Annotated in this window: 27 protein-coding genes; 10 read left to right on the plus strand and 17 right to left on the minus strand. The window is 60.7% G+C overall.

Annotated features, from left to right (window positions below; all coding sequences use genetic code 11):
- Positions 1–65: 65 nt before the first annotated feature.
- Positions 66–614 (plus strand): GNAT family N-acetyltransferase, encoded by a 549-nt coding sequence (locus IMX17_RS13730; protein ID WP_193549844.1) that lies wholly within the window; start codon positions 66–68, stop codon positions 612–614.
- Here IMX17_RS13730 and IMX17_RS13735 read toward each other — a convergent pair.
- The 5 genes from IMX17_RS13735 to IMX17_RS13755 all read right to left on the minus strand — a co-directional run bounded on the left by IMX17_RS13735 (position 605) and on the right by IMX17_RS13755 (position 3,577).
- The gene (locus tag IMX17_RS13735) at positions 605–856 is read right to left on the minus strand and encodes an ABC transporter ATP-binding protein (RefSeq protein ID WP_182265045.1); all 252 of its coding nucleotides are present in this window, start codon (positions 854–856) and stop codon (positions 605–607) included. The two genes, IMX17_RS13730 and IMX17_RS13735, sit on opposite strands and share 10 nt — an antisense overlap.
- 86 nt (positions 857–942) lie before the next feature.
- Positions 943–1,395, minus strand: coding sequence for a thiol-disulfide oxidoreductase DCC family protein (locus tag IMX17_RS13740; protein ID WP_046897575.1), 453 nt, complete (start codon positions 1,393–1,395; stop codon positions 943–945).
- Positions 1,396–1,470: 75 nt separating this feature from the next.
- The gene (locus IMX17_RS13745; RefSeq protein WP_033651052.1) at positions 1,471–1,800 is read right to left on the minus strand and encodes a hypothetical protein; all 330 of its coding nucleotides are present in this window, start codon (positions 1,798–1,800) and stop codon (positions 1,471–1,473) included.
- A gap of 151 nt (positions 1,801–1,951) precedes the next feature.
- Entirely contained in the window at positions 1,952–2,578 is a 627-nt protein-coding gene (gene ycaC, locus IMX17_RS13750; protein WP_046897576.1) for an isochorismate family cysteine hydrolase YcaC, read from the minus strand.
- A 117-nt stretch (positions 2,579–2,695) separates the two neighbouring features.
- Positions 2,696–3,577, minus strand: coding sequence for a pirin family protein (locus IMX17_RS13755; protein WP_046897577.1), 882 nt, complete (start codon positions 3,575–3,577; stop codon positions 2,696–2,698).
- Between the two features lie 125 nt (positions 3,578–3,702).
- Between IMX17_RS13755 and IMX17_RS13760 the strand changes: the two genes are divergently transcribed.
- The gene (locus tag IMX17_RS13760; RefSeq protein WP_046897578.1) at positions 3,703–4,611 is read left to right on the plus strand and encodes a LysR family transcriptional regulator; all 909 of its coding nucleotides are present in this window, start codon (positions 3,703–3,705) and stop codon (positions 4,609–4,611) included.
- On the opposite strand, the gene IMX17_RS13765 is transcribed toward IMX17_RS13760, so the two are convergent.
- Positions 4,612–4,995, minus strand: a complete 384-nt coding sequence (locus IMX17_RS13765) for a VOC family protein (protein WP_046897579.1) — start codon at positions 4,993–4,995, stop codon at positions 4,612–4,614. It lies immediately after the preceding gene.
- A 2-nt stretch (positions 4,996–4,997) separates the two neighbouring features.
- Complete coding sequence (locus IMX17_RS13770; RefSeq protein WP_033642011.1) at positions 4,998–5,780, minus strand: DeoR/GlpR family DNA-binding transcription regulator; 783 nt, start codon at positions 5,778–5,780, stop codon at positions 4,998–5,000.
- Between the two features lie 138 nt (positions 5,781–5,918).
- On the opposite strand from IMX17_RS13770, the gene IMX17_RS13775 reads away from it, so the two are divergent.
- Positions 5,919–6,608, plus strand: a complete 690-nt coding sequence (locus IMX17_RS13775) for a hypothetical protein (RefSeq protein ID WP_033651048.1) — start codon at positions 5,919–5,921, stop codon at positions 6,606–6,608.
- A gap of 106 nt (positions 6,609–6,714) precedes the next feature.
- Positions 6,715–7,332, plus strand: a complete 618-nt coding sequence (locus tag IMX17_RS13780) for a hypothetical protein (protein ID WP_046897581.1) — start codon at positions 6,715–6,717, stop codon at positions 7,330–7,332.
- A gap of 35 nt (positions 7,333–7,367) precedes the next feature.
- On the opposite strand, the gene IMX17_RS13785 is transcribed toward IMX17_RS13780, so the two are convergent.
- The 4 genes from IMX17_RS13785 to IMX17_RS13800 all read right to left on the minus strand — a co-directional run bounded on the left by IMX17_RS13785 (position 7,368) and on the right by IMX17_RS13800 (position 9,524).
- A complete protein-coding gene (locus IMX17_RS13785) occupies positions 7,368–7,631 on the minus strand; it encodes a DUF333 domain-containing protein (RefSeq protein WP_046897582.1) in 264 nt (87 codons plus the stop codon).
- Between the two features lie 51 nt (positions 7,632–7,682).
- Positions 7,683–8,171 (minus strand): DUF2501 domain-containing protein, encoded by a 489-nt coding sequence (locus tag IMX17_RS13790; RefSeq protein ID WP_182265050.1) that lies wholly within the window; start codon positions 8,169–8,171, stop codon positions 7,683–7,685.
- A gap of 126 nt (positions 8,172–8,297) precedes the next feature.
- Positions 8,298–8,888 (minus strand): lipid IV(A) palmitoyltransferase PagP, encoded by a 591-nt coding sequence (pagP, locus tag IMX17_RS13795; RefSeq protein ID WP_033642007.1) that lies wholly within the window; start codon positions 8,886–8,888, stop codon positions 8,298–8,300.
- 207 nt (positions 8,889–9,095) lie between these two features.
- Positions 9,096–9,524 carry a universal stress protein gene (locus tag IMX17_RS13800; protein WP_046897584.1) on the minus strand — a complete coding sequence of 143 codons (429 nt, stop codon included), beginning with the start codon at positions 9,522–9,524 and terminating at the stop codon, positions 9,096–9,098.
- A gap of 672 nt (positions 9,525–10,196) precedes the next feature.
- On the opposite strand from IMX17_RS13800, the gene IMX17_RS13805 reads away from it, so the two are divergent.
- Positions 10,197–11,876 carry an alpha-keto acid decarboxylase family protein gene (locus IMX17_RS13805; protein WP_193549845.1) on the plus strand — a complete coding sequence of 560 codons (1,680 nt, stop codon included), beginning with the start codon at positions 10,197–10,199 and terminating at the stop codon, positions 11,874–11,876.
- A gap of 52 nt (positions 11,877–11,928) precedes the next feature.
- On the opposite strand, the gene IMX17_RS13810 is transcribed toward IMX17_RS13805, so the two are convergent.
- Positions 11,929–13,032 (minus strand): DUF1615 domain-containing protein, encoded by a 1,104-nt coding sequence (locus IMX17_RS13810; protein WP_193549846.1) that lies wholly within the window; start codon positions 13,030–13,032, stop codon positions 11,929–11,931.
- 178 nt (positions 13,033–13,210) lie between these two features.
- On the opposite strand from IMX17_RS13810, the gene tehB reads away from it, so the two are divergent.
- Positions 13,211–14,074: an SAM-dependent methyltransferase TehB gene (gene tehB / locus IMX17_RS13815; protein ID WP_182265051.1), complete on the plus strand. Its 864-nt coding sequence runs from the start codon at positions 13,211–13,213 to the stop codon at positions 14,072–14,074.
- Here tehB and IMX17_RS25245 read toward each other — a convergent pair.
- Positions 13,977–14,261 carry an Ada metal-binding domain-containing protein gene (locus IMX17_RS25245; protein WP_227414557.1) on the minus strand — a complete coding sequence of 95 codons (285 nt, stop codon included), beginning with the start codon at positions 14,259–14,261 and terminating at the stop codon, positions 13,977–13,979. The two genes, tehB and IMX17_RS25245, sit on opposite strands and share 98 nt — an antisense overlap.
- Before the next feature lie 237 nt (positions 14,262–14,498).
- Here IMX17_RS25245 and leuE point away from each other — a divergent pair, with 237 nt between their 5' ends.
- A complete protein-coding gene (gene leuE, locus IMX17_RS13830; protein WP_004940625.1) occupies positions 14,499–15,137 on the plus strand; it encodes a leucine efflux protein LeuE in 639 nt (212 codons plus the stop codon).
- 159 nt (positions 15,138–15,296) lie between these two features.
- Positions 15,297–16,796: an aldehyde dehydrogenase family protein gene (locus IMX17_RS13835; RefSeq protein ID WP_182265052.1), complete on the plus strand. Its 1,500-nt coding sequence runs from the start codon at positions 15,297–15,299 to the stop codon at positions 16,794–16,796.
- A gap of 33 nt (positions 16,797–16,829) precedes the next feature.
- Here IMX17_RS13835 and feaR read toward each other — a convergent pair whose 3' ends face one another.
- Positions 16,830–17,729: a transcriptional regulator FeaR gene (gene feaR / locus IMX17_RS13840; protein ID WP_193549847.1), complete on the minus strand. Its 900-nt coding sequence runs from the start codon at positions 17,727–17,729 to the stop codon at positions 16,830–16,832.
- 223 nt (positions 17,730–17,952) lie between these two features.
- Between feaR and IMX17_RS13845 the strand changes: the two genes are divergently transcribed.
- Positions 17,953–18,675, plus strand: coding sequence for a phosphatase PAP2 family protein (locus tag IMX17_RS13845; protein ID WP_193549848.1), 723 nt, complete (start codon positions 17,953–17,955; stop codon positions 18,673–18,675).
- 35 nt (positions 18,676–18,710) lie between these two features.
- On the opposite strand, the gene IMX17_RS13850 is transcribed toward IMX17_RS13845, so the two are convergent.
- Positions 18,711–19,352: a DsbA family protein gene (locus IMX17_RS13850; RefSeq protein WP_033651040.1), complete on the minus strand. Its 642-nt coding sequence runs from the start codon at positions 19,350–19,352 to the stop codon at positions 18,711–18,713.
- Between the two features lie 108 nt (positions 19,353–19,460).
- Positions 19,461–19,865 carry an Exc2 family lipoprotein gene (locus IMX17_RS13855; RefSeq protein WP_193549849.1) on the minus strand — a complete coding sequence of 135 codons (405 nt, stop codon included), beginning with the start codon at positions 19,863–19,865 and terminating at the stop codon, positions 19,461–19,463.
- Positions 19,866–20,057: 192 nt separating this feature from the next.
- Here IMX17_RS13855 and IMX17_RS13860 point away from each other — a divergent pair, with 192 nt between their 5' ends.
- Entirely contained in the window at positions 20,058–20,306 is a 249-nt protein-coding gene (locus IMX17_RS13860; RefSeq protein ID WP_004940639.1) for a hypothetical protein, read from the plus strand.
- Here the strand turns inward: IMX17_RS13860 and IMX17_RS13865 are convergent.
- A complete protein-coding gene (locus IMX17_RS13865; RefSeq protein ID WP_193549850.1) occupies positions 20,303–21,070 on the minus strand; it encodes an NAD(P)H-dependent oxidoreductase in 768 nt (255 codons plus the stop codon). The genes IMX17_RS13860 and IMX17_RS13865 overlap by 4 nt on opposite strands.
- Positions 21,071–21,087 lie beyond the last annotated feature (17 nt).

Genomic DNA, 21,087 nt, shown 5'->3' on the forward strand with positions numbered 1-21,087 from the left:
GGATTTCCCGTTTCGCCAATCTGGTCTACAGTGAATACTGTTCATTTATCCAGCGGAGAGAAACGATGACAAGCTTTAATCCTTCCCCCCCTTTCTTCAGCGAACGCCTGCAGATGCGCCCACCGGTGATGGCGGATCTCGCGCGTTTCTACGCCATCTTCGGCGATCCGCAAACGCAGCGTTTCAACCCCGCCGGCCCACTCACCAGCGAAGCGCAGGCCGCATCGGCGCTGCAAGAAAGGATTTCCGGGTGGCAACAACACGGTTACGGTTCCTGGGCGATCGCGCTGCGCGAACGGCCGGATTGGATTATCGGCTTTGGCGGATTGTCCCGGAAACCGCTCGGGGCGCAGCGCACCGTGAACCTCGGCTATCGCTTCGACACCCGCGTGTGGGGCATGGGATTGGCCACCGAGATGGCGCGGGCGTCGCTGCAATACGGTTTTGTCGGATTGGCGCTGGAGGAGATTTCCGCCATTGTGCGTGCGGAGAATCAGGCTTCGTGGCGAGTGCTGGAAAAGATCGGCATGCAGCGGGTGGATACGCTGGATGACGTGCCCGGCGCGGCGCCGAGCCTGGTGTATACGCTAAAGCGCTGCGACTATCAGGACTGATCGTCGCTGATTTTGGCCAACGCCATGCGGTAAGATTTGACCTTCTGGCGCTTTTTCAACCAGGTGGCGGTAGAGACGATGAATACCGCGCCCGACATCGCCAACACGCCGGTTGGATGGCCATAAAACACCATCAAGGCAAAGTAGACGGCGGAAACGATCGCCACCCATTTCGCCGTATTGCCCATGTCGTTTTTCTCCTGGGTCAAACGGCGGATGTGCTCTTCTTCACTGATTCCCATACGCGCTCCTTGTTGGCTGAATGTCCCATTATATGGAGCTGGAGTGCTGATATTTCAAGCGGTTGGATGGTAAAGAAGCGTAAAGCTCAGGCCGGCGGCTCCCATCGCCGCGGCAGATAGCGCCCGGGCTGATCGGCACCCGGCAGACCGCTGCCGTCGTTGCGGCCAAACAGCCGGTAGCGATTGCTGGCGACCGCGTCGTACACCTTGTCCGCCAGCTTCGACGGCAGATAACGCCCCAGCGCCAGCGCGCGGTATGGCCAAGCCAATTGGCGCAGCGCCCGAAACAACGCCGCCGAACGCAGCCAACAGCGCCCCTGTTCCACATAGACCACGGAATCAACACGGTCGGTCGGCAATCCCAGCGCCTGCAGGATTGCCTGCCCTTCGACGGATTGCACCGTCGCCAACAGAATGCGCCGCTGCCGATCGGCGCGAACAAGGTATCTCACCAACCCATGACACAGATTGCATTCGCCGTCGAACAACAACGCGCGATCGCCGGGCTGGAGATAAGGCAGCTGTGATAAAGGGGTCATCCCGCCTCCCGAAAAATGCTCGCCTTAGCCTAACGCGCCTGGCGCGCCCAGGCCAGAGCGGGATGACGGGGCGTGTTAAGGCGCGGGCGGCGCGTCAGGCACCGCCACCACCGCGACGCGCACTTCGTAATGTTTGGCGCTGCCCGCCGGGATCACCGCCGTCAGTTTGTTGATGGTTTCCACCGGATTGTCGCTGGCCGAGGTGGCGCAGAACAGCTCACCGCCGCGGCAGAACCCCGGCTTGGGCGGGTGCCCGCCCGGGAAAGGCGGCATGCGCATCGGTTCATCCGCCACAGGCGGCAACGCTTTGGCCGCAGGCGCCTCGGGGGCAGACATCGCGCTCGCACTGAACAACAGCGCCATGCCCATGCAGGGCAGCGCCAGGATCTTGATTGCTTGTTTCATTGAATTAGCCTCATTTGCCGGGTTCGGGATTACGCTACCCCGCCCCCGGCCCATGAGAAAGCCGCTTTTCGCTACCTTTTCGCCCCGCTGCGCTTTGCTTACACGCGCTTAACGTGATGAGAGGCAAAAGGTTGGGTAAAGGGCCGCTGCGTTACTTGCCGTTGGTCAGCGTGTTGTAGCTGGTCATCAGGTTGCGGTAGTCCGGGATATGGTTGGAGAACAGCGTGCCCAGGCCTTCGATGTCGTTGCGCCAGTCGCGGTGCAGCTCGCAGGCGACGCCGAACCAGGTCATCAGCTGCGCGCCGGCGGCCTCCATGCGGCTCCAGGCCGACTGACGGGTCAGCTCATTGAAGGTGCCGGAGGCGTCGGTCACCACAAATACCTCAAAGCCTTCATTGAGCGCAGACAGCGCCGGGAATGCCACGCACACTTCGGTCACCACGCCGGCGATGATCAGCTGCTTGCGGCCGGTGGCTTTCACCGCCTTGACGAAGTCGTCGTTGTCCCAGGCGTTGATCTGGCCAGGGCGCGGAATGAAGGGGGCATCGGGGAATTGGGCTTTCAGTTCCGGCACCAGCGGGCCATTGGGGCCGTTTTCGAAACTGGTGGTGAGAATAGTCGGCAGGTTGAAGTACTTCGCTAAATCCCCCAGCGCCAGCACGTTGTTTTTAAACCGATCGGGATCGATGTCACGCACCAGCGAAAGCAGCCCTGCCTGATGATCCACCAGCAATACGGCGGCCTGGTCTTTGTCGAGGCGCTTGTAACTTGCAGTCATGGTTTTACTCCTGTGGGGTTTGATATTGCGGATGAAATGCCCCGCCGGTGTGACGGGGCATTGAGGTTTAAGTGTAGCGCCTGAGCCAGGGAGCACTTCCCGCCCCAGGCGCAGGCATCAACCGACGCTCGCTTCGGCCTTCATGCTGCCGAACTTGCCGCTGTTGAAGTCGCGGAACGCCTGCTGGATTTCCGCGTCGCTGTTCATGACGAACGGGCCGTAGCCGACGATAGGCTCATCGATCGGTTCACCGCTCAGCACCAGCAGCGTGACGTCGTTGTTGGCTTCGATAGTGATCGAGTCCCCCGCCCGGTCGAAACGCACCATTTGGGTTTCGCGCACTACTTCTTCGCCGTTGACCAGGATCGCGCCGTGCAGCATCACCAGCGCCAGCGTATGGCCTTCTTTCACCGTCAGCGTGGTGGTGTGGCCGGCATTCAGCTTCATATCCCACACGTTGAGCGGGCTGAAGGTGCGCGCCGGTCCGGCATGGCCGCCGAAGTCACCGGCGATCACCCGCACCTGCCCTGCGCCGTCCGCCAGCGGAACCACCGGAATGTCGGCGTTCAGCAGCGTCTGGTAACCCGGCTCGGCCATTTTGTCCTTGGCCGGCAGGTTGACCCACAGCTGCACCATTTCCATGGTGCCGCCGTTGCGCGAGAAGTCCCGCGAATGGAACTCTTCGTGCAGGATGCCGGAGGCGGCGGTCATCCACTGAACGTCGCCGGGGCCAATCACCCCGCCGCTGCCAGTCGAGTCGCGATGCTCCACTTCGCCCTGATAGACGATGGTCACCGTTTCAAAACCGCGATGCGGGTGCTGACCCACGCCGCGGGTGCCGGAGGCGGAGCGGAATTTGGTCGGCGCCGCGTGATCCAGCAGCAGGAACGGGCTCATTTCCGCCCCCAAATCGTTATAAGAGAACAGCGAATTCACCAGGAAACCGTTACCGACCCAGTGCGCTTCCGGGCTGTTGTGAATACCGAGGATGTTTTTCATCTTGAACTCCCGTTTCAGACCTCACGGCCTTAAGTTGATGCCAGAAGTTTAATCTGCCGGGGTTTGCTGCAGTAGTAGGCAAGATGTACACTCAGCGTTCTACTGGTAGAACGATAAGGGATGCGATGCTGACCGATCTGAACGACCTGTTTTTCTTCGCCAGCGTGGTCGATCACCAGGGATTCGCCCCCGCCGGCCGGGCGTTGGGCATTCCCAAATCCAAGCTCAGCCGCCGCGTGGCGCTGCTGGAAGAGCGGTTGGGCGTGCGCCTGATCCAGCGCTCGACGCGGCGTTTCTCGGTAACCGAGATCGGCCAAACCTATTATGCGCACTGCAAGGCGATGCTGGTGGAAGCGGAAGCGGCACAGCAGGCGATCGAACAGACGCGCGCCGAACCCTGCGGCACGGTGCGCATGTCCTGCCCGGTGGCGATCCTGCACACCCGCGTCGGCAGCATGGTGGCGGCCTTTATGGCCGATTACCCCAAGGTGACGGTGCACCTGGAGGCCACTAACCGCCGGGTGGACGTGGTGGGTGAAGGGCTCGATCTGGCGATCCGCGTGCGGCCGCCACCGCTGGAAGACAGCGATCTGGTGCTGAAGATCCTGGCGCAGCGCACCTGGTGCGTCGCCGCCAGCCCGGCGCTGGTGCGCACCTTCGGGCCGGCGCAAACGCCGGAAGACCTGCGCAAATACCCGACGCTCGATCTCGGCCCGGCGCGCGCTCAGCACCAATGGCGTCTGACCGGCCCGCAGGGTGAACAGGTGGAATGGGAGCACACGCCGCGGCTGGTCACCGACGACATGCTGATGCTGCGCACCGCCGCCATCGCCGGCGCCGGCATCGTTCAGCTGCCGGCGATGATGATGCGCGACGATATGCTGCGCGGCGAGCTGGTGCAGCTGCTGCCGGGCTGGCAGCCGCAGGGCGGCGTGGTGCATGCGGTCTACCCGTCGCGCCGCGGCCTGTTGCCGGCGGTGCGGCTGCTGCTCGATTATCTGGGCGAGCAGTTCGCCAGCATTGAAGAAGAGTGATCAGGCGGTGATTTCGATCGCGTTGCCGTCCGGATCGCGAATGACGGCCTCGTAGAAGCCGTCGCCGGTCCAGCGTGGCGCGGACAGCAAGATGCCCTCCTGCCGTGCGCGCTGCGCCAACCGCTCGACCTGCCGCTCATCCCCCAGCGACAGCGCGATGTGCGCCCAGCCCACCCGCTCCTCCTGCGCCTGCGCCGGCAGCAACGTCGGCACGCGCATGATCTCCAGCGTCGGCCCGGCCGCCAGGCTGACGAAGCGGGAAACGAACCCCGGCCGATTGCGGCTGACGTACTCCTCGCCCGCTTCACCGTTGAAATAGCGCTGCCAGAACGCCAGCTGCGCGTCGATGTCACGGGTCCACAGGGCAACATGGGCTATTTTCATCATCATTCTCCGGTCGATAAATCGCTGTGCCAGATCTGGCCGCCGCCCTGCGCCACCTGCTGCTCAAGCTGCGGGTGAGCGCCGCGCGCCGTCACCAGATGATCCACCCGCCCGGCGGGCAGGAAGGGGTAAGGGGCGTAGGTATTGAGTTTGTCGCGGGTGCACAGCACCGCCACGCTGCCGGCGCGCGTCAGCAACCGCTTTTTGAACGTGGCGTCCTGGTAACTCAACGCGGAGAAACCGCCGGCCGGGTCGTAGGCGCAAATGCCGGTGAACACCAGATCGAAATGAAATCCGTCGATCTCTTCCGCCGCCTTGGCGTCCACGCAGCCGCCGACCTGCGCATCCAGTTCGCCGCCGATCAGGATGGTGCGGATCCCCGGCCGTTCCAGCATTTTGCCGGCGATGCTCAACGCATTGGTTACCACCGTCAAACGCCGATCGCGCGGCAACAGATCCGCCAGATACAGATGGGTGCTGCCGGCATCGAGGAAGATCAGCTGTTCTTCGCCGATCACCCCCAGCGCGGTCTGCGCCAGCGCCAGCTTCTCATCACCGCTGAGCGCAATGCGCGCCGCAACGGGGCCTTCGGCCGGCGTCGGCGCCAGCGCGCCGCCATAGATGCGTTTGCACAGATTTTGCGCCGCCAGCTGACGCAGATCGCGGCGGATGGTCGCTTCGGTGGTATTCAGCCGCTGCGCCATCTCCAGAGCCAGCACACGCCCCTGTTGGCGGAGCGTGTCGAGAATGGCCTGATGGCGCTCATTCGGTAACAGTTTGGACATCATGTCAATCCGGTGATGCTAAAGTGATCATAAATGTACACAAACGTACATAATCGAACAAACACTTTTTTGGCAACACTCAAGCGGCGGCGCTCGTCTAGACTGAAAGTGACATCACAGATAAGGGATTATGACGCGATGACCTCCGCCGTGCTTTATACGCTGTTTCCCGCCGCAGCCACCGTCGTCGGCGCAGCGGTGGCGCTCTATCGCCGCCCCGGCGACGCCGCGATGCGCGTCATCCATCACTTTACCGCCGGCATCGTGTTCGCCGCCGCCGCCACCGAAATCTTGCCCGATCTCAAACAGCAGTCGCCTTTGGCGGTGTTGCTGGGCGGCGCTGTGGGGGTGCTGTTAATGTTGCTGGTTCGGCGGCTGGGCGAAAAAGCGCAGGGGCCGGTCGGTTTTATCGCCGCGGTCGGCGTCGATATCTTTATCGATGGACTGGTGCTGGGCATTGCCTTCGCGGCCGGCGCCAAAGCCGGCCTGCTGTTGACGCTGGCGTTAACGCTGGAAGTGCTGTTCCTGGGATTGTCGATCGTCGGCGATTTGCAAGACTTTCTCGGCAGGCGGCTGCGCGTCATGGCGGCGATAGTCGGCCTGGCGCTGCTGTTGCCCATCGGCGGCCTGCTGGGGGCCCCGGTGGCCATGCTGGGCGCATTTTGGCTGACCGCCTTTCTGGCCTTTGGCCTGATCGCCCTGCTCTACCTGGTGACCGAAGAGCTGCTGGTCGAAGCGCATGAAGGCGGAAAGGAAACCCCGTTCGCCGCCGCGATGTTCTTTGCCGGCTTCCTGCTGCTGTTGCTGTTGGAAGAAGGCTTAGGATAAAAAAACAGGAATTTCATGGCGCATGCCGCCCGGTGGCAACGCTTTGGCTATACTGAGGCAAGCGAAGTTACCGCAGACGTAACGGCTTGGGCGTAAAGGGAAAACGATGTTATTGACGATCGCAAGGTGGCTGTTTCAATTACCTGGGAAGCTGTTTGGGCCGATTTTTAAAAATCGCCTGAGGGTATTTCTGTTCTTCATGCTGGTCGCCCTCGGGGTGCTCGGCGTCAAGCGCTATCTGCTCGCCCACCAGTATGACGACGAATTCAGCCTCGCCGCCCCCACCGATTACAACCGCGCCATCAAGCGCGAAATGCCGCAGCGCGAAGCGCGTGAGCAATGCGGCGGGCCGCTGCACGATAATGCCGGCCAACCCTGGCCCGCGTCAGCCGGCTATCTGCATCAGCCGACCGGCCTGCCCGCAACCGGCCTGCATCGGCTGACGCTGGACAATCAAGGCAACGACTTCGCGGTGTTGGTCAAAATGGAAACGCCCGCCGCGCCGCAGCAGCTGGCGGAAGTCTTTATTCCGGCCGCCGGCAGCTTCGAGGTTAAAATGAATGCGGATGCGGAACACGTAATGAAAATCAAGAACATCAAGACCGGCTGCATGTTCCGCTCCAGGCCGTTCAACCTGGATAAACGGAGCGATTGGCGCATACCGTTATCGCTGCAAAAGGACGGCAGCCTGCAGCTGCAGTCGATAGGCGATCGGCAATTCTGATCGGGCGCCGGGCAGAGTCACCGGCGCCGCAGAGGTTACTTTTTCACCGGATGATCGCGGCGGAACAGCGCCCAACTTTCAATTTCCTGCCCATTCGGCAGCGTACAGGTCGAATACTGGCCCGCCGCGTTTTCTTTGGCGTTCAGCTTGCCGCCGATTTTGGTGCAATACACGTCGGCCGGGTTCGCCATGCCGATCGGTTTCACCTGCGGCGGTGGCGGCGCATCGTTGGATTTCACGGAACACCCCTGCAACATCGTCATCCCTGCCAACAGGGAAAGCATCAACGTTTTTTTCATTTTTCCAGCTTATGCAAAATACCCACGGCTGAACGCTCCGCCGTGGGTTGATCATGAAATAAAGGATTTGCCCTGTTTCAGCACCAGATCGCAGGCTTTCTGTTTCACCTTCTCGGTGATCTGCGAGGTGCCCAGGCTGTTGAGATCCAGGCTCTTGCCTTCACCGGTCTGCAGCAAGCCGCCCAGGCCCTGCTGATAATCCTGGCTCTTGGCGTTTTCAGTGCTGGTGATGCCCAGTTTGCTGAGCAACTGATCTTTCACCCCTTCGGCGCCGTTAGCCGACAGCACGTTATTTTTCACACAGTACTGCAGGATGCCGGCGGCGTTGGTCATGCTGCTGGAGCTTAACGCCTTGTCGCCGCCGTTCAGCAGGCCGGTCAACGAGGAGAGCGACATGCCGCTGCCGCTTTCGCCGCCCGACTTGCTCAGTTCGCCCGCCGCGCTGCTGAGAGAATCCATCAGACCGGCGGCCTGGGTGGCGCCGCTGGCCAGGGTCGCGGACAGCGCCAAAGCCAGCAGTAAACGATGTTTGGTGATCATAGTGGTAAAACTCCTGTAAGAACGGCATGCAATCGGCGCAGCGCGCCGGGATACCTCTCCGACGCCGCCTGCGGCGACAAGTTCCTTTTATCTCGCCGCCGCGCCGTTTTTCGGAATACAGGAAGTTTAGAACTGCCAGCGCAGCCAGGCGAAGAACACGTTGCCGTTGTTATAGGTGCCGGGAATGTAGGTCGCCTGGAACGTCAGCCGCTGATAGCCGATAGAAGCCAGCGGCAGCGGTGCCGGGATAGGGATATATTTCCAGTTATCGCGCGCGGTGACGCTGGCGGTGAAACCCAGCCCCAGGCGGAAATCCTTGTCATCCAATGGACGCCAGATCTTCTCGTAGGCGTAGCCGCCGATCGGCTCCCACTTGTTGAAGGAGTCCTTGAACGCCATGATGTAGATGCCGTGCCAGTCTCCGTCGCTGTCGTAGCGGGAGATGCCGTAACCGGCGCCCCACGGGCGCTCGTTGTACTTATCGATATGTTCATCATCGTAAGTCCAACGGTTATGCCAGGTGATGGCCGGAATATAGAGATCGTGGTTCGGCGAATTGTTCCAGGTCTCCGACACGTTATGGGTAAAGCGCTGCCATAGACCCGGCTTTTCGGCCTGCGCGGTATTGCCACTTTCTGTACTAACCTCAGCGTAAGAAGGCAGTGCAGGAAATATCAACGCCAGAGAACATGCCAACAGAGTCCGTTTGAGAAACATGGTAAAGCTCCTGTAAAAATACGGCCGAAGATTTTTACCGATAGCCCAGGCAAGATCAAGCTGTATCCAATTTATCCAACGCCCGTTTCGCCTTGGTTAAGCTTAGCATCGAAAAATTCGCATTGGTTTATAACGGGTTGCACCGACATCTGCATGTTAGCGCCTTTCGGACGGCAAAACCGTGGGAAAAGTCCGCTTTGTCGTTCGCTACTCGCGGGCCAGGTGCTTGACCAACACATCGACATCGAGGCGGTTCACGAACGCCAGAGAATACGAGGAATAAAGGCCGAACAGACGGTTTTGGTGCCCGACCACCACCAGATCGATGCCGGCCTGGTGAATAAAATCGCTCACGTCCTTAAAGCGCCGAATGGTAACGATCTGCTTCACCGCCACCGGCGCATCGACGGCGCGCACCAGCCGGCTCAGCATCGCCTTGGCGGCGATCACCTCCTGCGCCTGGCGATCCTTGATTAACGCATCGCTGCCGTACTCCAGCTCGGCATAGTCGGCGTTCAGATGGCCGACGGTGATGGCGACAGGCAGCCCACGTACCATCGCCGCCGTTTGGCGCAGCAACGGCAACCCATCACGCTCGTCGTGGATCAGCACCAACACATGTCGATAGCTTTTCATGGCTATTTCCCCCCTCAAACGAGCCCCGCTGGGACGCAGGCCCTTTGGTAGGTATACGCCATCCAGGCGCACGTAGAGAAAAGTTTACGTATTGGCCCCACGGAATGTGATGGTCGCCACGTTCTATTAGCGCCCGTAACGACGCTTTTTTACGCCGGCCCGAGGCGGCGCGCATTGCAGCCCCGTAAAGTAAAGCTGACAACACGGCGCGAATAAAAAAGCGATATTGTTAATTTATTGTTTTTTATTGGTTGCAGGATGGTTTCGTGAAATAAGCGTGCGGCAGATCACCAAAATGCCCCTTTGCGCCGGCTTCTGCCTTTCTTTACCAGCAAAGTAGCGTTACGTCACCCGATGGGATTTAACGCGGCGTCAAAAGTACCGGATGATTCGCCCTGCATCATGATAAATGCCAATACGCCGACATTTTTCTGTCGATATACCGCCAGGGAAAAATACCGCACTGCCCTCCAACATAATAACCACACTATTTATACATTATTCAATCGCGTAAAGCGCCGAATACAAACCGCCTATTCACCGGCTGCCACACCTGTCTTGAACAAGCCGACACTTTAAATAACTGTTAATGCTAACGACACAACATCGCCAGCAATTTATTTTTGCTGATTTTCGCCTGACAAAATAAAGATAAATAATTCGGAGCAATCAATGAAAATAACTATCGGGTCATTCATTCTGCAACAGCTTCACGCTCTGAACGTCGATCGTATTTACGGCGTGCCCGGCGACTATAACCTCAGCCTGCTGGAGCTGCTGGAAAACGACGAGCGGCTGGCGTTTGTCGGCAACTGTAATGAATTGAACGCCTCCTACGCCGCCGACGGTTACGCCCGCATGAAAGGCGCCGGCGCGCTGATCGTCACCTACGGCGTCGGCGATCTGGCCGCGCTGTCCGGCATCGCCGGGGCCTATGCCGAATCTTCGCCGGTTATCTGCATCGCCGGCACGCCGCCGCTGCACGCGATGAAAAATCACCAGCTCTTGCATCATACCCTGGGCGATGGCAATTTCGACAACGTCATGAACTGCTTTAAACAATTCACCGTTGCGCAAGCCTTGATTACGCCGGAAAATGCCGCACAAGAAATCCCACGCGTTATTTCCCGTGCCTGGATAGAGAAGAAACCGGTGTATTTACAGCTGCCGTCGGATATATGCGATGTGGAAATTGAAATCGCCGCGGCGGCAACGGCACCGCAATTACCGGCGAGCGATAAATACAATGTGCAATTAGCGGCGATGGCGCTGTTAACCAAAATCAAACGCGCACAGCGCCCAATCATGTTGGTCGATCAAATGGTGGATCGCTACCAGTTGCAGCAGTTGGTTATCGCGGTCGCTCACCGCTTCGCCATTCCGCTGACCAATATGCCCACCGCCAAATGCATTATCCCGGAAAACACCGCCGGTTGGATGGGCGGCTACAGCGGCAATCTGTCGCGTCCCGAACTGTATGAACACATGGCCCACTCGGACTGCGTGCTGAGCTTCGGCGTGCGTTTGGTGGATTCCACCACCGGTTATTTCTCGCAGCACATTCCCGCCGCCGCTCAGGTGGACATCCAGCCGTTTTCGATGAAGCTGGACAACACCTCCTACCCGGCGGTGTCGACGACGGATCTGCTGCAGGCGCTGTTGGATCTGAGCGAAGACGCGCCGACGCAGCCCCTGGCGCCGCTGGCCAACCCGCATGAGAAGCTGGCGACGCCGAGCGACGCGCCTATCGACCAGGCCTATCTGTGGCGGCGCATCCAGCGCTTCATCCGGGCGGATGACGTGGTGGTGGTGGAAAACGGCACCTCCGGCGCGGCCATCGGCGGCATGCGCATGCCGGACGGCGTCAAGGTGGTCAACCAACCGATTTGGGGCTCGATCGGCTATACCTTGCCGGCGCTGCTCGGCACCCTGATGGCGGCCCCAGAACGCCGCCACCTGCTGTTCATCGGCGACGGGTCCTTCCAGTTGACCGCGCAGGAAGTCTCCACCCTGCTGCGCTGCGAGCAAAAGCCGATCATCTTCCTGATCAATAACGACGGTTACACCATCGAACGCTATATCCTCGGCGAAAGCTCGTCCTACAACGACATCAGCCCGTGGGACTACGCCAAACTGCCGGCGGTGCTGAATACTCGATCGCAGCCGTTCAGCGTGGCGGTGGAAACCACGCAACAGCTGGAAATGGCCCTGGAACACGCCTCGCGGCAGGATAGGCTGGCGTTTATCGAGGTGAAAGTGCCGATGATGGACACGCCGCCGGTGATGAAAGAGTTCTGCAACCGTTGCAACAGCTTTAACTTCGGCCTGACCAACCCACGCCGCAGCGCCTGATGCGCGATCGCGCCGCCGGTGACTCTGGCCACCGGCGGCGTTTTCTTTTGGGTTAACCGCCGGCGCGCGCCATGCAGCGCTGGCGGCGTTCATCCACCCGCTTGGCGAACCAGGCGGTAGTCAGCTTACGGGTGATTTTCGGGCTTTCCAGTTGGATGCCCGGCAGCATCTCGCGCGGCAGCTTGCCGCCCGCCAGCGCATAGACCTTCTTATACAGGTCGGTATCGGCAAAGTCGGCCATGTCGCCTTTCTCGAGCGCCCGGCGAATGGCGCTGTCGCTCATGTTCAGGCGCTTGCCGAGCGTGCGCACCGCCAGCTCGGTGGAGCCGGGCTTGTCGCTGCCAAAGTCGATCAGATCGCCGTCCAGCGCCAGCGGAATGGCGCTCGCCCGGCTGACCGCGTTTTGGAACGCCGCGTTGCGGCTGGCGTACCAGCCGGCGTTGAAGTCGGCAAAGCGGTAAATCGGCCGGCTATAGTCGGCCGGGTACCCCAGCAAATGCATAATGCCGAAGTACATGCCGCCGCGTCGGCTGAAGACTTCGCGCCGAATCGAACCGTCAACCGGATAAGGATACCCTTTGGCATGCGCCTCAGCGAAGGCGACGCTCACCTGCATCGGGCCGCCGGTATGAACCGGGTTCAAATGACCGAACAGCTTCTGCCCCATCGGCACGCGGTCGATCATGTCATCGAAGATATCGCTCAGATCCTTTTCGGTGCGCACCTTATCCAGGCGCTCGCTGTAGCTCTGGCCGTTCGACGACGAGATCTTCAACGCGGTATGCACCAAAAAGTTCGGGATATGCATCTGATCGGCGCGGCGGTCGATCTCCTTCCAGGCGATCTTCGGCAGCCCCGGCACCTGCGGGTTAGCCTGGAACGTCGACTCCTGTTCGGTGACCGCCAGCACCGAGCACAGGTTCTCATCGCTCGGCTCGATGCCCTGCGCGGCGAACGCGGCGGTGATATCGGTGGCCCACCCCTGACGATCGCCGGCATTGGCCGGGATCAGCGTCATCAGTCGCGCTTTGACGTCGGCGGGGCGCGCCGCCGGCGAGGTGGTGGTGGTTTTGCTGGTACAGCCCGCCAGCGCCAGCAGCGCGGCCAGGCTCAGCAAACGGAGGGGCTTCGGGTGGCATAAACGGCGTATCGGCATCTTTTCCCTGAACGTGATGACATGAACAGCACTGAAATTAGCCCAGCCGCCGCGCACAATCCAGCATAAAGATCTCCCCGCGCCTTTCCTTCAGGCTGCTATGTTCAAACGATCGATAAAGATGTATTTTATATGCATCATATAAATCACTTTGCTTGCCCAGCCAGAGGAGCCCCCTATGGAGCAGCAGTTGCTTTGCTATAAAACCCTGCCGGAATGGAACAGCGACACGCTGCCGGAAGCCTTTCGTCAGCGCCACAACACCCAGAGCGGCACCTGGGCGAAACTCACCGTGCTGAGCGGCAGCCTGACGTTCGCCATGATGACCGAAGACGGCGCCACCACCGAGACCTGGCAGTTTAGCCCTGAAAGCCAGCCGCCGTTTATCGCCCCCCAACAGTGGCACCGCATCGTTTCCTTCTCGGACGACATGACCTGCCGGCTGGCGTTTTACTGCACGCCGGAAGATTACTACCACAAGAAATACGAACTGACGCGCACTCACTCGGAAGTGATCGAGGCGGCGGCGCGCATCGCGCCGGGCAAGGCGCTGGATCTGGGCTGCGGCGGCGGGCGCAATTCGCTCTACCTCAATCTGAAAGGTTTCGACGTCACCGCCTGGGACAAACACGCGCCGTCGATAGCCCGCCTCAACCAGATCGTCGACGCCGAGCAATTAACCCGCCTGAGCGCCGGGATGCAGGATCTCAACACCCACCGCTTCAGCGGCGAATACGACTTTATCCTGTCCACCGTGGTCTTGATGTTCCTCGAACGGCAGCAGATCCCGCATATCGTGCAAGACATGCAGGACAGCACCGTGCGCGGCGGCCATAACCTGATCGTGGCGGCAATGGATACCGAGGATTATCCCTGCCCGCTGCCGTTCCCGTTTACCTTCCGGCCGGGTGAGCTGAAGCATTATTATCGCGACTGGGAGATCCTCAAATACAACGAAGACGTCGGCCAACTGCACAAGACCGACGCCGCCGGCAACCGCATCTCGCTGCGCTTCGCCACCCTGCTGGCGCGCAAGCTATAGCGCGTCGTGAAAGATAATCCCCAGCGTGTGGCGTTGGCCGGCGCGTATTCGGCTGGCGTGACGGGCAAGAAGGCGAGCAATACACGTCGATGGTTTTCACCGCGTAGATAAAGCGGCCGTCGGCGTACTTGTCGCGGCTGACAATCGCCAGCCAGCGCGGATCGGCGCTGTCGATTACGTTTTTCATCCTCCGTTCCTCACTGCGGTTTCAGTGTTAACCCGCATAGTGACGGGTCGTTGGCGAAACACGCCGACTCTTGCTTTTTAATTCTGCGCCGACGTTTTCAACAATCTTTCGACAATTTTTAACCAACAACATGAAGTTTATTACGTTGCCAACCCGGTTTTACGGCGTTAGGATCGCGGCCGGCCACGGGCGTGGCCAGTGTTTCTGCCTGTTAGTTGCGCGCATGGAGAGGTTATTGTGTTAGAGAGTTTTGGCGTCCTGAATTTATGGACCTATTTGGCCGGGGTGGTCTTCATCATCATTCTGCCGGGGCCGAATACGCTGTACGTGCTGAAAACCGGCATATCGCGCGGCGTGCGCGCCGGCTATACCGCGGCGCTGGGCGTGTTTATCGGCGATGCGATCCTGATCTTTTGCGCCTATATCGGCGTGGCTTCGCTGATCCGCACCACGCCGTTCCTGTTTACCCTGGTGCGTTTTCTCGGCGCGATTTACCTGCTGTTCCTTGGCGCAAAAATCCTCTACGCCACCTTCGTGCAGAAGGCGCAGGCGCAACAGCAGCAAATTGAAGGCGGCCACAGCATTCTGCGCAAATCGCTGACGCTGAGCCTGACCAACCCGAAAGCTATTCTGTTTTACGTGTCGTTCTTCGTGCAGTTCATCGATTTCAACTACGCGCACACCGGGCTGTCGTTCACCATTCTGGCGCTGATCCTCGAAGCCGTCAGCTTTATCTACATGAGCACGCTGATCTTCTCCGGCGCGATGCTGGCGCATTTCTTCAACCACAAGAAAGGCCTGGCGAAGCTCGGCAACGGCCTGATCGGCCTGCTGTTCCTCGGTTTCGCCACCCGTCTGGCGACCCTGAGTTCGTAATCCTTCCCGGCCGGCGCCCGCCGGCCGCAGTTTACTGTTCCGTCACGGCAAAATGACACGCAGGACAAATCGAATGTCAGGCAGAGCAAAGCCGCCGCTTTACCGCTGATCTAGACTCTCAGGGTTAACGATAACCTGATGAATCTGATCGGAGGATGTATGTCTGACAATACCGTAGCCGTGCTGGATAGCGTGTCGCGTTTTCTCGATCGTCAGCATGGGCTGTATATCGATGGCCAGTGGCGCGCGTCCGCCGCAGAAGGCCGCCTGGCGGTGTATAATCCCGCCAATGGGCAGCAAATCGCCACCACCGCCGACGCCAACGAACACGACGTGGCGCAGGCGGTGGAGTCCGCTCACAAAGCCTTCAGCGAAGGCGTCTGGGCGCAGCGTCTGCCGGTAGAGCGCGAACGCATCCTGCTGCGCTTCGCCGATCTGGTGGAGCAGCACGCCGAAGAGCTGGCGCAGCTCGAAACCCTGGAGCAGGGCAAATCCATCAACATCGCCCGCGCTTTCGAAGTCGGCAGCACCCTGAACTGGATGCGTTACACCGCCGGGCTGGCGACCAAAATCACCGGTCAGACGCTGGACGTGTCCATTCCGATGCCGCCGGGCGCCAAATATCAGGTTTATACCCGCAAAGAGCCGATCGGCGTGGTCGCCGGCATCGTGCCCTGGAACTTCCCGCTGATGATCGGCATGTGGAAAGTAATGCCGGCGCTGGCGGCGGGTTGCTCCATCGTCATCAAGCCGTCGGAAACCACCCCGCTCACCCTGCTGCGCATCGCCGAGCTGGCGAGCGAAGCCGGCGTGCCGCCGGGCGTGTTCAACGTGGTCACCGGCCGCGGCACCGTGTGCGGCAAGGCGCTGACCGAACATCCGCTGATCGCCAAAGTCAGCTTTACCGGCTCCACGCCGGTGGGCAAAAGCATCGCGCGGGCGGCGGCGGATCGCCTGACCCGCGTGACGCTGGAGCTGGGCGGTAAAAACCCGGCCATCGTGCTGCAAGATGCCGATCCGCAGCAGGTGATCGAAGGCCTGATGCTCGGCAGCTTCCTCAACCAGGGGCAGGTATGTGCCGCCAGCTCGCGAATTTATATCGAAGCGCCGATTTACGATCGGTTGGTGGCCGGATTCGAACAGGCGGTGAAATCGCTGTCGGTCGGGCCGGGGATGGATACCGGGGCGCAAATCAACCCGCTGGTGTCGCTCGCGCACCGCAACAAGGTGGCGGCCTACCTGGACGACGCCCGGGCGAAAAACGCCGAGCTTATCGGCGGCGCGGCCGGCCCGGACGCCAACGGCTTCTACATTCCGCCGACGCTGGTGATCAACCCGGATGACCGGCTGAACCTGACGCGCGAGGAAGTGTTCGGCCCGGTGGTTAACCTGATCCGGGTGGCGAGCGCCGAAGAGGCGCTGAGCAAAGCCAACGACACCGACTTCGGGCTGACCGCCAGCCTGTGGACCACCAGCCTGCAAAAAGCGATGGCGCTGACGCCGCGTATTCAGGCCGGCACCGTGTGGGTCAACACCCATACGTTGATCGACCCGAACATGCCGTTCGGCGGGTTCAAACAGTCGGGCAGCGGCCGCGATTTCGGCCCGGATTGGCTGGATGCCTACACCGAGTCGAAATCGGTCTGCATCCGCTATTGAGTGCAGCGGCGCGGGCCTGGCCCGCGCCCTGACTTACTGATACTGCCGACGGTACTCGCTCGGCGACATGCCGAAACGCTGCTTGAAAGCGGTCGAGAAATGGCTGTGATCGGCGAAACCCCAATCAAGGCCGATGACGGCCAGCTTTTCCTGCCCGGCGGAGCTGCGCAGCGCCTGCGCGCACAGATCCAGCCTGCGGTTCCTGATGTACTGCGCCACCACCAGCCCCTGACGGGCGAACAGCCGATACAGGCTGCGTAACGATACCCCCAGCTCGGCCGCCACCCACTCAGGACGCAGCTGCGCCGACTGGATATGCCTGTCGATCAACGCCAGCGCCTTGTCAAAGACCGAGTGTTGCCCCTCCGGCCGCGCCTGTTCAAGCGCCAGAGCCGGGCGCAGCAGCGCCGCCAGCGCATTCAGCACCGCCTCGCTTTCCGCTGCGGCGAGCTGAGGATCCTGCATGCTGCTCAGCACCAGCTGGCGGCTGAGGCGCACCGCGCTCAGCTCCGCCCCCAGACGCTGCGCGCAAGGCGGCGGCAGCGGCAGGCAGCCGCGCGGCAGTAGCAAAGAGATTTGGCGCGAATCGCGCTGGAAGGTGAAGCTGCTGGGCTGTGAGGCGTCGATCAGCGTCATGTCGCCGGGAGAGAGCAGCGTTTGGCGATCGCCCTGCTCCATCAACGCGCTGCCGCGCAGCTGGAAGACGGTAAAAAAGTGCGCGCCGTCGCTGCGGGCGATTTCACGCGGCGTGCGATACAGCCGGGCCTGGGCCACGTCGACCACGCTCAGACGCAGCGCATGGGCGCGGAACTCCTGCATCGCCCCGCTGAAACCCGGCCCCAGCGTTTTCGCGCAGAACCTGCCGCAGGCGGTGTTGATTTTGCCCAGCCACTCTTCGAAGCCGGCGTCGCGGAGCGTTGCCAATGCCGTCATGATCTCTCCCTTCAAACGCCGGCGGCGCTGCGCCGTTGAACAGAAAATCACCATAACAATCCGTTAACACACAATCAATGGCGAGCGGGGGATTTGGCGCCGCGATCACAGTTCGCCCGGCGCGTCGTCATTAATCCGTCACGAAATCGTCATCTCATCTTCACAGGCTTCGCCAAAGATACAGGCTGCTCCCCCTTCACGTTGACACCCTGGACATGACCCGATGAAATCATTGCAAAAATCTGTTTTAGCGCTGTGTTTGTTTACCACCAGCGCCCTGGCCGCGTTCCATGCGCAGGCGGCAGAGGAAGCCCAACCGTTCACCACCGCGCAGCAGGTGGATCTGACCCACATCCTGCCGCCGCCGCCGGCCAACGACTCGGCGCAGACCCAGCGCGAACTGCAGGAAGTCCTCGACATGCAGCAAAAACGCACGCCGGAAATGGCCAGCCAGGCCAAGGCGGATGCGGAAGAGAACGTCTGGGTGTACAGCAATGTGATGGGGCCGAAGTTCAACGCCGAAGCGTTGCCGGCCGTGAGCGCCTTCTTCGATCGCATCGTCGCGACCGAAGCGGCGGTGGTCGATCCGGCGAAAGATTTCTGGAAGCGCCCGCGCCCGCATATGCTGGACAGCCGCATCGAGCCGATCGTCAAGCGCTCTAGCTCCGGCTCCTGGCCTTCCGGCCACACCACGCTGGGCACGCTGATGGGCATCACCCTGGCCAACATGGTGCCGGAGAAGCGCGCCGCCATCATGACGCGCGCCTGGCAATATGGCGACAACCGGGTGGTGGCGGGGATCCACTACCCTTCCGATATCGAGATGGGCCGCATCGCCGGCAGCGTGATCAGCCAGCAGCTTTCGCAACAGCAGGATTTCCAGCAGCAGTATCGGCAAGCCCGTGATGAGCTGCGTCAGGCGCTGGATTTACCCGCGGCGAAATAGACCCGGCGGCTGACACCGGGCCCTGACGGCCTGGTTTATGGTTGTTTGTCCAACAGGTAACGCACCACCGCCGCGTACTCTTTGGCGTAGCCTTCAACACTGGTGGCGGCCATGCCGGCATTGTCTATCTTGTATTGGCCGGCCACGTAGAACGACGGGGTGCCGCGCACGTCAAACGCTTTCACCGCTTCATTCTGTTTGGCGATCAACCCTTTGACCAGCAGGCTGTGGCGCGCGTTTTCATAGGTGGCGGCATCGATGCCGGCCGCCGTGAACACCCGCTGTATATCGTCGGCGCTGTTGACGGCGCGCTGTTTCTGCACCGCGTCGAACATCGCCCCTTCAATCTTGTCTTCCACGCCCAGCACCGTCGCCACCGCCCAGGCTTCGGTCAGCGCATTGCCCAGTTTGCCCATCAGGCTGACGTGATATTTGGTGACCTTCTCGCCCGCGGGCAGCGCCTGCGCCACGGTGCTGCCCACGCGGTAAGTTTCGGCGAACTGATAACAAGGGCCGCAGTAGAAGGAGAAGAATTCCACCACCGCCGGCGCGGCGGCCACCGGCTTATCCAGCCGGGTGTATTGCTCGCCCGCACGGTAATCCGCGGCCTGAACCGCGGGCAGCGCCAACATCAATACGACGGCGGCGGCGAACGAACGCTTAACTTTTGCCAACATAAACACTCCTGGTTTCATCTATGAACATCGTCCTTAGCGGCGGTTTTTATAATCAAATAACCGCCAGAAGACCAGTTTTTATTACCTTCTATTTGTGAGGGATTATGTTCAGCGCCCTTCGTAGCCGTCCCAATAGGCGCCCACCGCCTCCTGCGAGAGCACCTGGCGGCGTTTAGGGTTGTCGGAGCCGCTGTAGGCGCGGTTGATGAAGATGGTTTTGTGTTCCATGTTCTGCTGGAATTCCGGGCTGGCCAGATAGTCGGCTTTTTTCTGCGCTTCGCTGCGCGCCACGCCCGCCGCGCGATCCTTTTTCCCCATTTGGTAGAATTGTTCGAACATCGGCACGGCGTTTTTAATGCTGCCGTTCACGTCGGTGCGGAACCCCGGCTCGAAGTCGTCGCGGGTTTGATAAATGTAGTGTTTGGCATGCAGCTCGGCGCTGCTGAGGTGATGGGTGCAGGCGCTGAGCGCCAACAGCGGCAGCAACAGCGCCGCGCTTTTCAGTCTTTTCATATCGTCTATCCCTGTCAGTGAGGAAGGTTCCTTTAGCGCCAAGAGCATAGCGCCAGCCCCTAGCGAACGTCAAACAACAAAACGCGCATCGCCTTGTTTTATATTAATATTATATACATTGATTGGTATTCATTGCCTGAAACACTATGCTTTAACAGACAGGGTAAACACTCACCGACAGCGAGGCGGCCAATGAAACCGATCGACAAAAGCGTGGGAGAGTACGACCTCACGGCGGAAAAAAAAGCGGGCATGATCACCGGCACCATCCGCGGCGAGCTGCCGGACAGCGACGCCAATCTGCCGCTGCTGCCCTTCTCCGGCACCTTCGCCGGCCCGAGCGTGGCCGAAGCCATCGCCGATATTCAGCAGCAGTTCCCCGACATCGAACCGGCGATTATCGACGATTTGCGCGAGGAACTGCTGAAGGCCGGATTCTAATCCGAATCGCAGTGCCGCACGAACGGGCTGTACACCGGCGCGCCGGGCTTCAGCGCCAGATCGGCGTCAAAATCTTCATTGCGGTTGAACGGCACCGCCGGCCAGGCGGAAAACGCGTTCAAACCGTCCCGGTACGCCTGCGTCACCTGCGCCAACGCGGCGTTTTGCGCCTGCAGAGCCTCGCCCGCCAACCCGCCGCGCACGCCATAGACCAGGAACGGCTCCAGCACGCTAAAGCCGATATAGTGCAGCGCATGCATGAGCGGCCACAGCATCAGCCGCATGTCACCGTCGCGCCCGTCCGGCGCGCAGGCCTGTGCGGAAGCGCCGGCGGTGACGGTCAGCAGCGCCCGCTTGCCGCGCATCACGCCGTTCTCATGACGGTGGCGGCTGTCGTAGATCCCGCCGTAAACGAACACCCGATCCATCCAGCCTTTGATGATGGCCGGCGCGCCGAACCACCAGAAGGGAAACTGCAGCACCAGCGTATCCGCCCACTGCAGCAGCTCGATATGCCGCTGGATCTCCGCCGGCAGCGCCTGAGTCGTCCAGTGATGGCGCTGCTCCTGCATCGCATCAAATCTGTCCGCCTGCTTTCTGCTGGGGTAATGGCCGGCGCCCTCGCGCGGATCAAATCCCTCCTGATACAGATCGACCGTCTTCACCTGATGCCCCTGCGTCAGCCAGGCCTGCCGCGCCTGTTCGGCCAAATGGGCATTGAAGGAATGCGGCTCGGGGTGAGCCAGCACAATCAGCACGTTCATCCTGTTTCTCCCGTTGT

The organism is Serratia sp. X3, from assembly GCF_014982455.1.
Classification (GTDB): domain Bacteria; phylum Pseudomonadota; class Gammaproteobacteria; order Enterobacterales; family Enterobacteriaceae; genus Serratia; species Serratia ureilytica.

Coding starts and splice junctions, on each gene's coding strand:
- tehB (WP_182265051.1), top strand. CDS start 13,211: ATGGAGCAGCAGTTGCTTTGCTATAAAACCCTGCCGGAATGGAACAGC.
- feaR (WP_193549847.1), bottom strand. CDS start 17,729: ATGACGGCATTGGCAACGCTCCGCGACGCCGGCTTCGAAGAGTGGCTG.
- IMX17_RS13805 (WP_193549845.1), top strand. CDS start 10,197: ATGAAAATAACTATCGGGTCATTCATTCTGCAACAGCTTCACGCTCTG.
- IMX17_RS13835 (WP_182265052.1), top strand. CDS start 15,297: ATGTCTGACAATACCGTAGCCGTGCTGGATAGCGTGTCGCGTTTTCTC.
- IMX17_RS13765 (WP_046897579.1), bottom strand. CDS start 4,995: ATGAAAATAGCCCATGTTGCCCTGTGGACCCGTGACATCGACGCGCAG.
- pagP (WP_033642007.1), bottom strand. CDS start 8,888: ATGTTTCTCAAACGGACTCTGTTGGCATGTTCTCTGGCGTTGATATTT.
- IMX17_RS13860 (WP_004940639.1), top strand. CDS start 20,058: ATGAAACCGATCGACAAAAGCGTGGGAGAGTACGACCTCACGGCGGAA.
- IMX17_RS13770 (WP_033642011.1), bottom strand. CDS start 5,780: ATGTCCAAACTGTTACCGAATGAGCGCCATCAGGCCATTCTCGACACG.
- IMX17_RS13745 (WP_033651052.1), bottom strand. CDS start 1,800: ATGAAACAAGCAATCAAGATCCTGGCGCTGCCCTGCATGGGCATGGCG.
- IMX17_RS13800 (WP_046897584.1), bottom strand. CDS start 9,524: ATGAAAAGCTATCGACATGTGTTGGTGCTGATCCACGACGAGCGTGAT.
- ycaC (WP_046897576.1), bottom strand. CDS start 2,578: ATGACTGCAAGTTACAAGCGCCTCGACAAAGACCAGGCCGCCGTATTG.
- IMX17_RS13780 (WP_046897581.1), top strand. CDS start 6,715: ATGTTATTGACGATCGCAAGGTGGCTGTTTCAATTACCTGGGAAGCTG.
- IMX17_RS13775 (WP_033651048.1), top strand. CDS start 5,919: ATGACCTCCGCCGTGCTTTATACGCTGTTTCCCGCCGCAGCCACCGTC.
- IMX17_RS13730 (WP_193549844.1), top strand. CDS start 66: ATGACAAGCTTTAATCCTTCCCCCCCTTTCTTCAGCGAACGCCTGCAG.
- IMX17_RS13755 (WP_046897577.1), bottom strand. CDS start 3,577: ATGAAAAACATCCTCGGTATTCACAACAGCCCGGAAGCGCACTGGGTC.
- IMX17_RS13790 (WP_182265050.1), bottom strand. CDS start 8,171: ATGATCACCAAACATCGTTTACTGCTGGCTTTGGCGCTGTCCGCGACC.
- IMX17_RS13785 (WP_046897582.1), bottom strand. CDS start 7,631: ATGAAAAAAACGTTGATGCTTTCCCTGTTGGCAGGGATGACGATGTTG.
- IMX17_RS13865 (WP_193549850.1), bottom strand. CDS start 21,070: ATGAACGTGCTGATTGTGCTGGCTCACCCCGAGCCGCATTCCTTCAAT.
- IMX17_RS13850 (WP_033651040.1), bottom strand. CDS start 19,352: ATGTTGGCAAAAGTTAAGCGTTCGTTCGCCGCCGCCGTCGTATTGATG.
- IMX17_RS13845 (WP_193549848.1), top strand. CDS start 17,953: ATGAAATCATTGCAAAAATCTGTTTTAGCGCTGTGTTTGTTTACCACC.
- IMX17_RS13810 (WP_193549846.1), bottom strand. CDS start 13,032: ATGCCGATACGCCGTTTATGCCACCCGAAGCCCCTCCGTTTGCTGAGC.
- IMX17_RS13735 (WP_182265045.1), bottom strand. CDS start 856: ATGGGAATCAGTGAAGAAGAGCACATCCGCCGTTTGACCCAGGAGAAA.
- IMX17_RS25245 (WP_227414557.1), bottom strand. CDS start 14,261: ATGAAAAACGTAATCGACAGCGCCGATCCGCGCTGGCTGGCGATTGTC.
- IMX17_RS13760 (WP_046897578.1), top strand. CDS start 3,703: ATGCTGACCGATCTGAACGACCTGTTTTTCTTCGCCAGCGTGGTCGAT.
- IMX17_RS13740 (WP_046897575.1), bottom strand. CDS start 1,395: ATGACCCCTTTATCACAGCTGCCTTATCTCCAGCCCGGCGATCGCGCG.
- IMX17_RS13855 (WP_193549849.1), bottom strand. CDS start 19,865: ATGAAAAGACTGAAAAGCGCGGCGCTGTTGCTGCCGCTGTTGGCGCTC.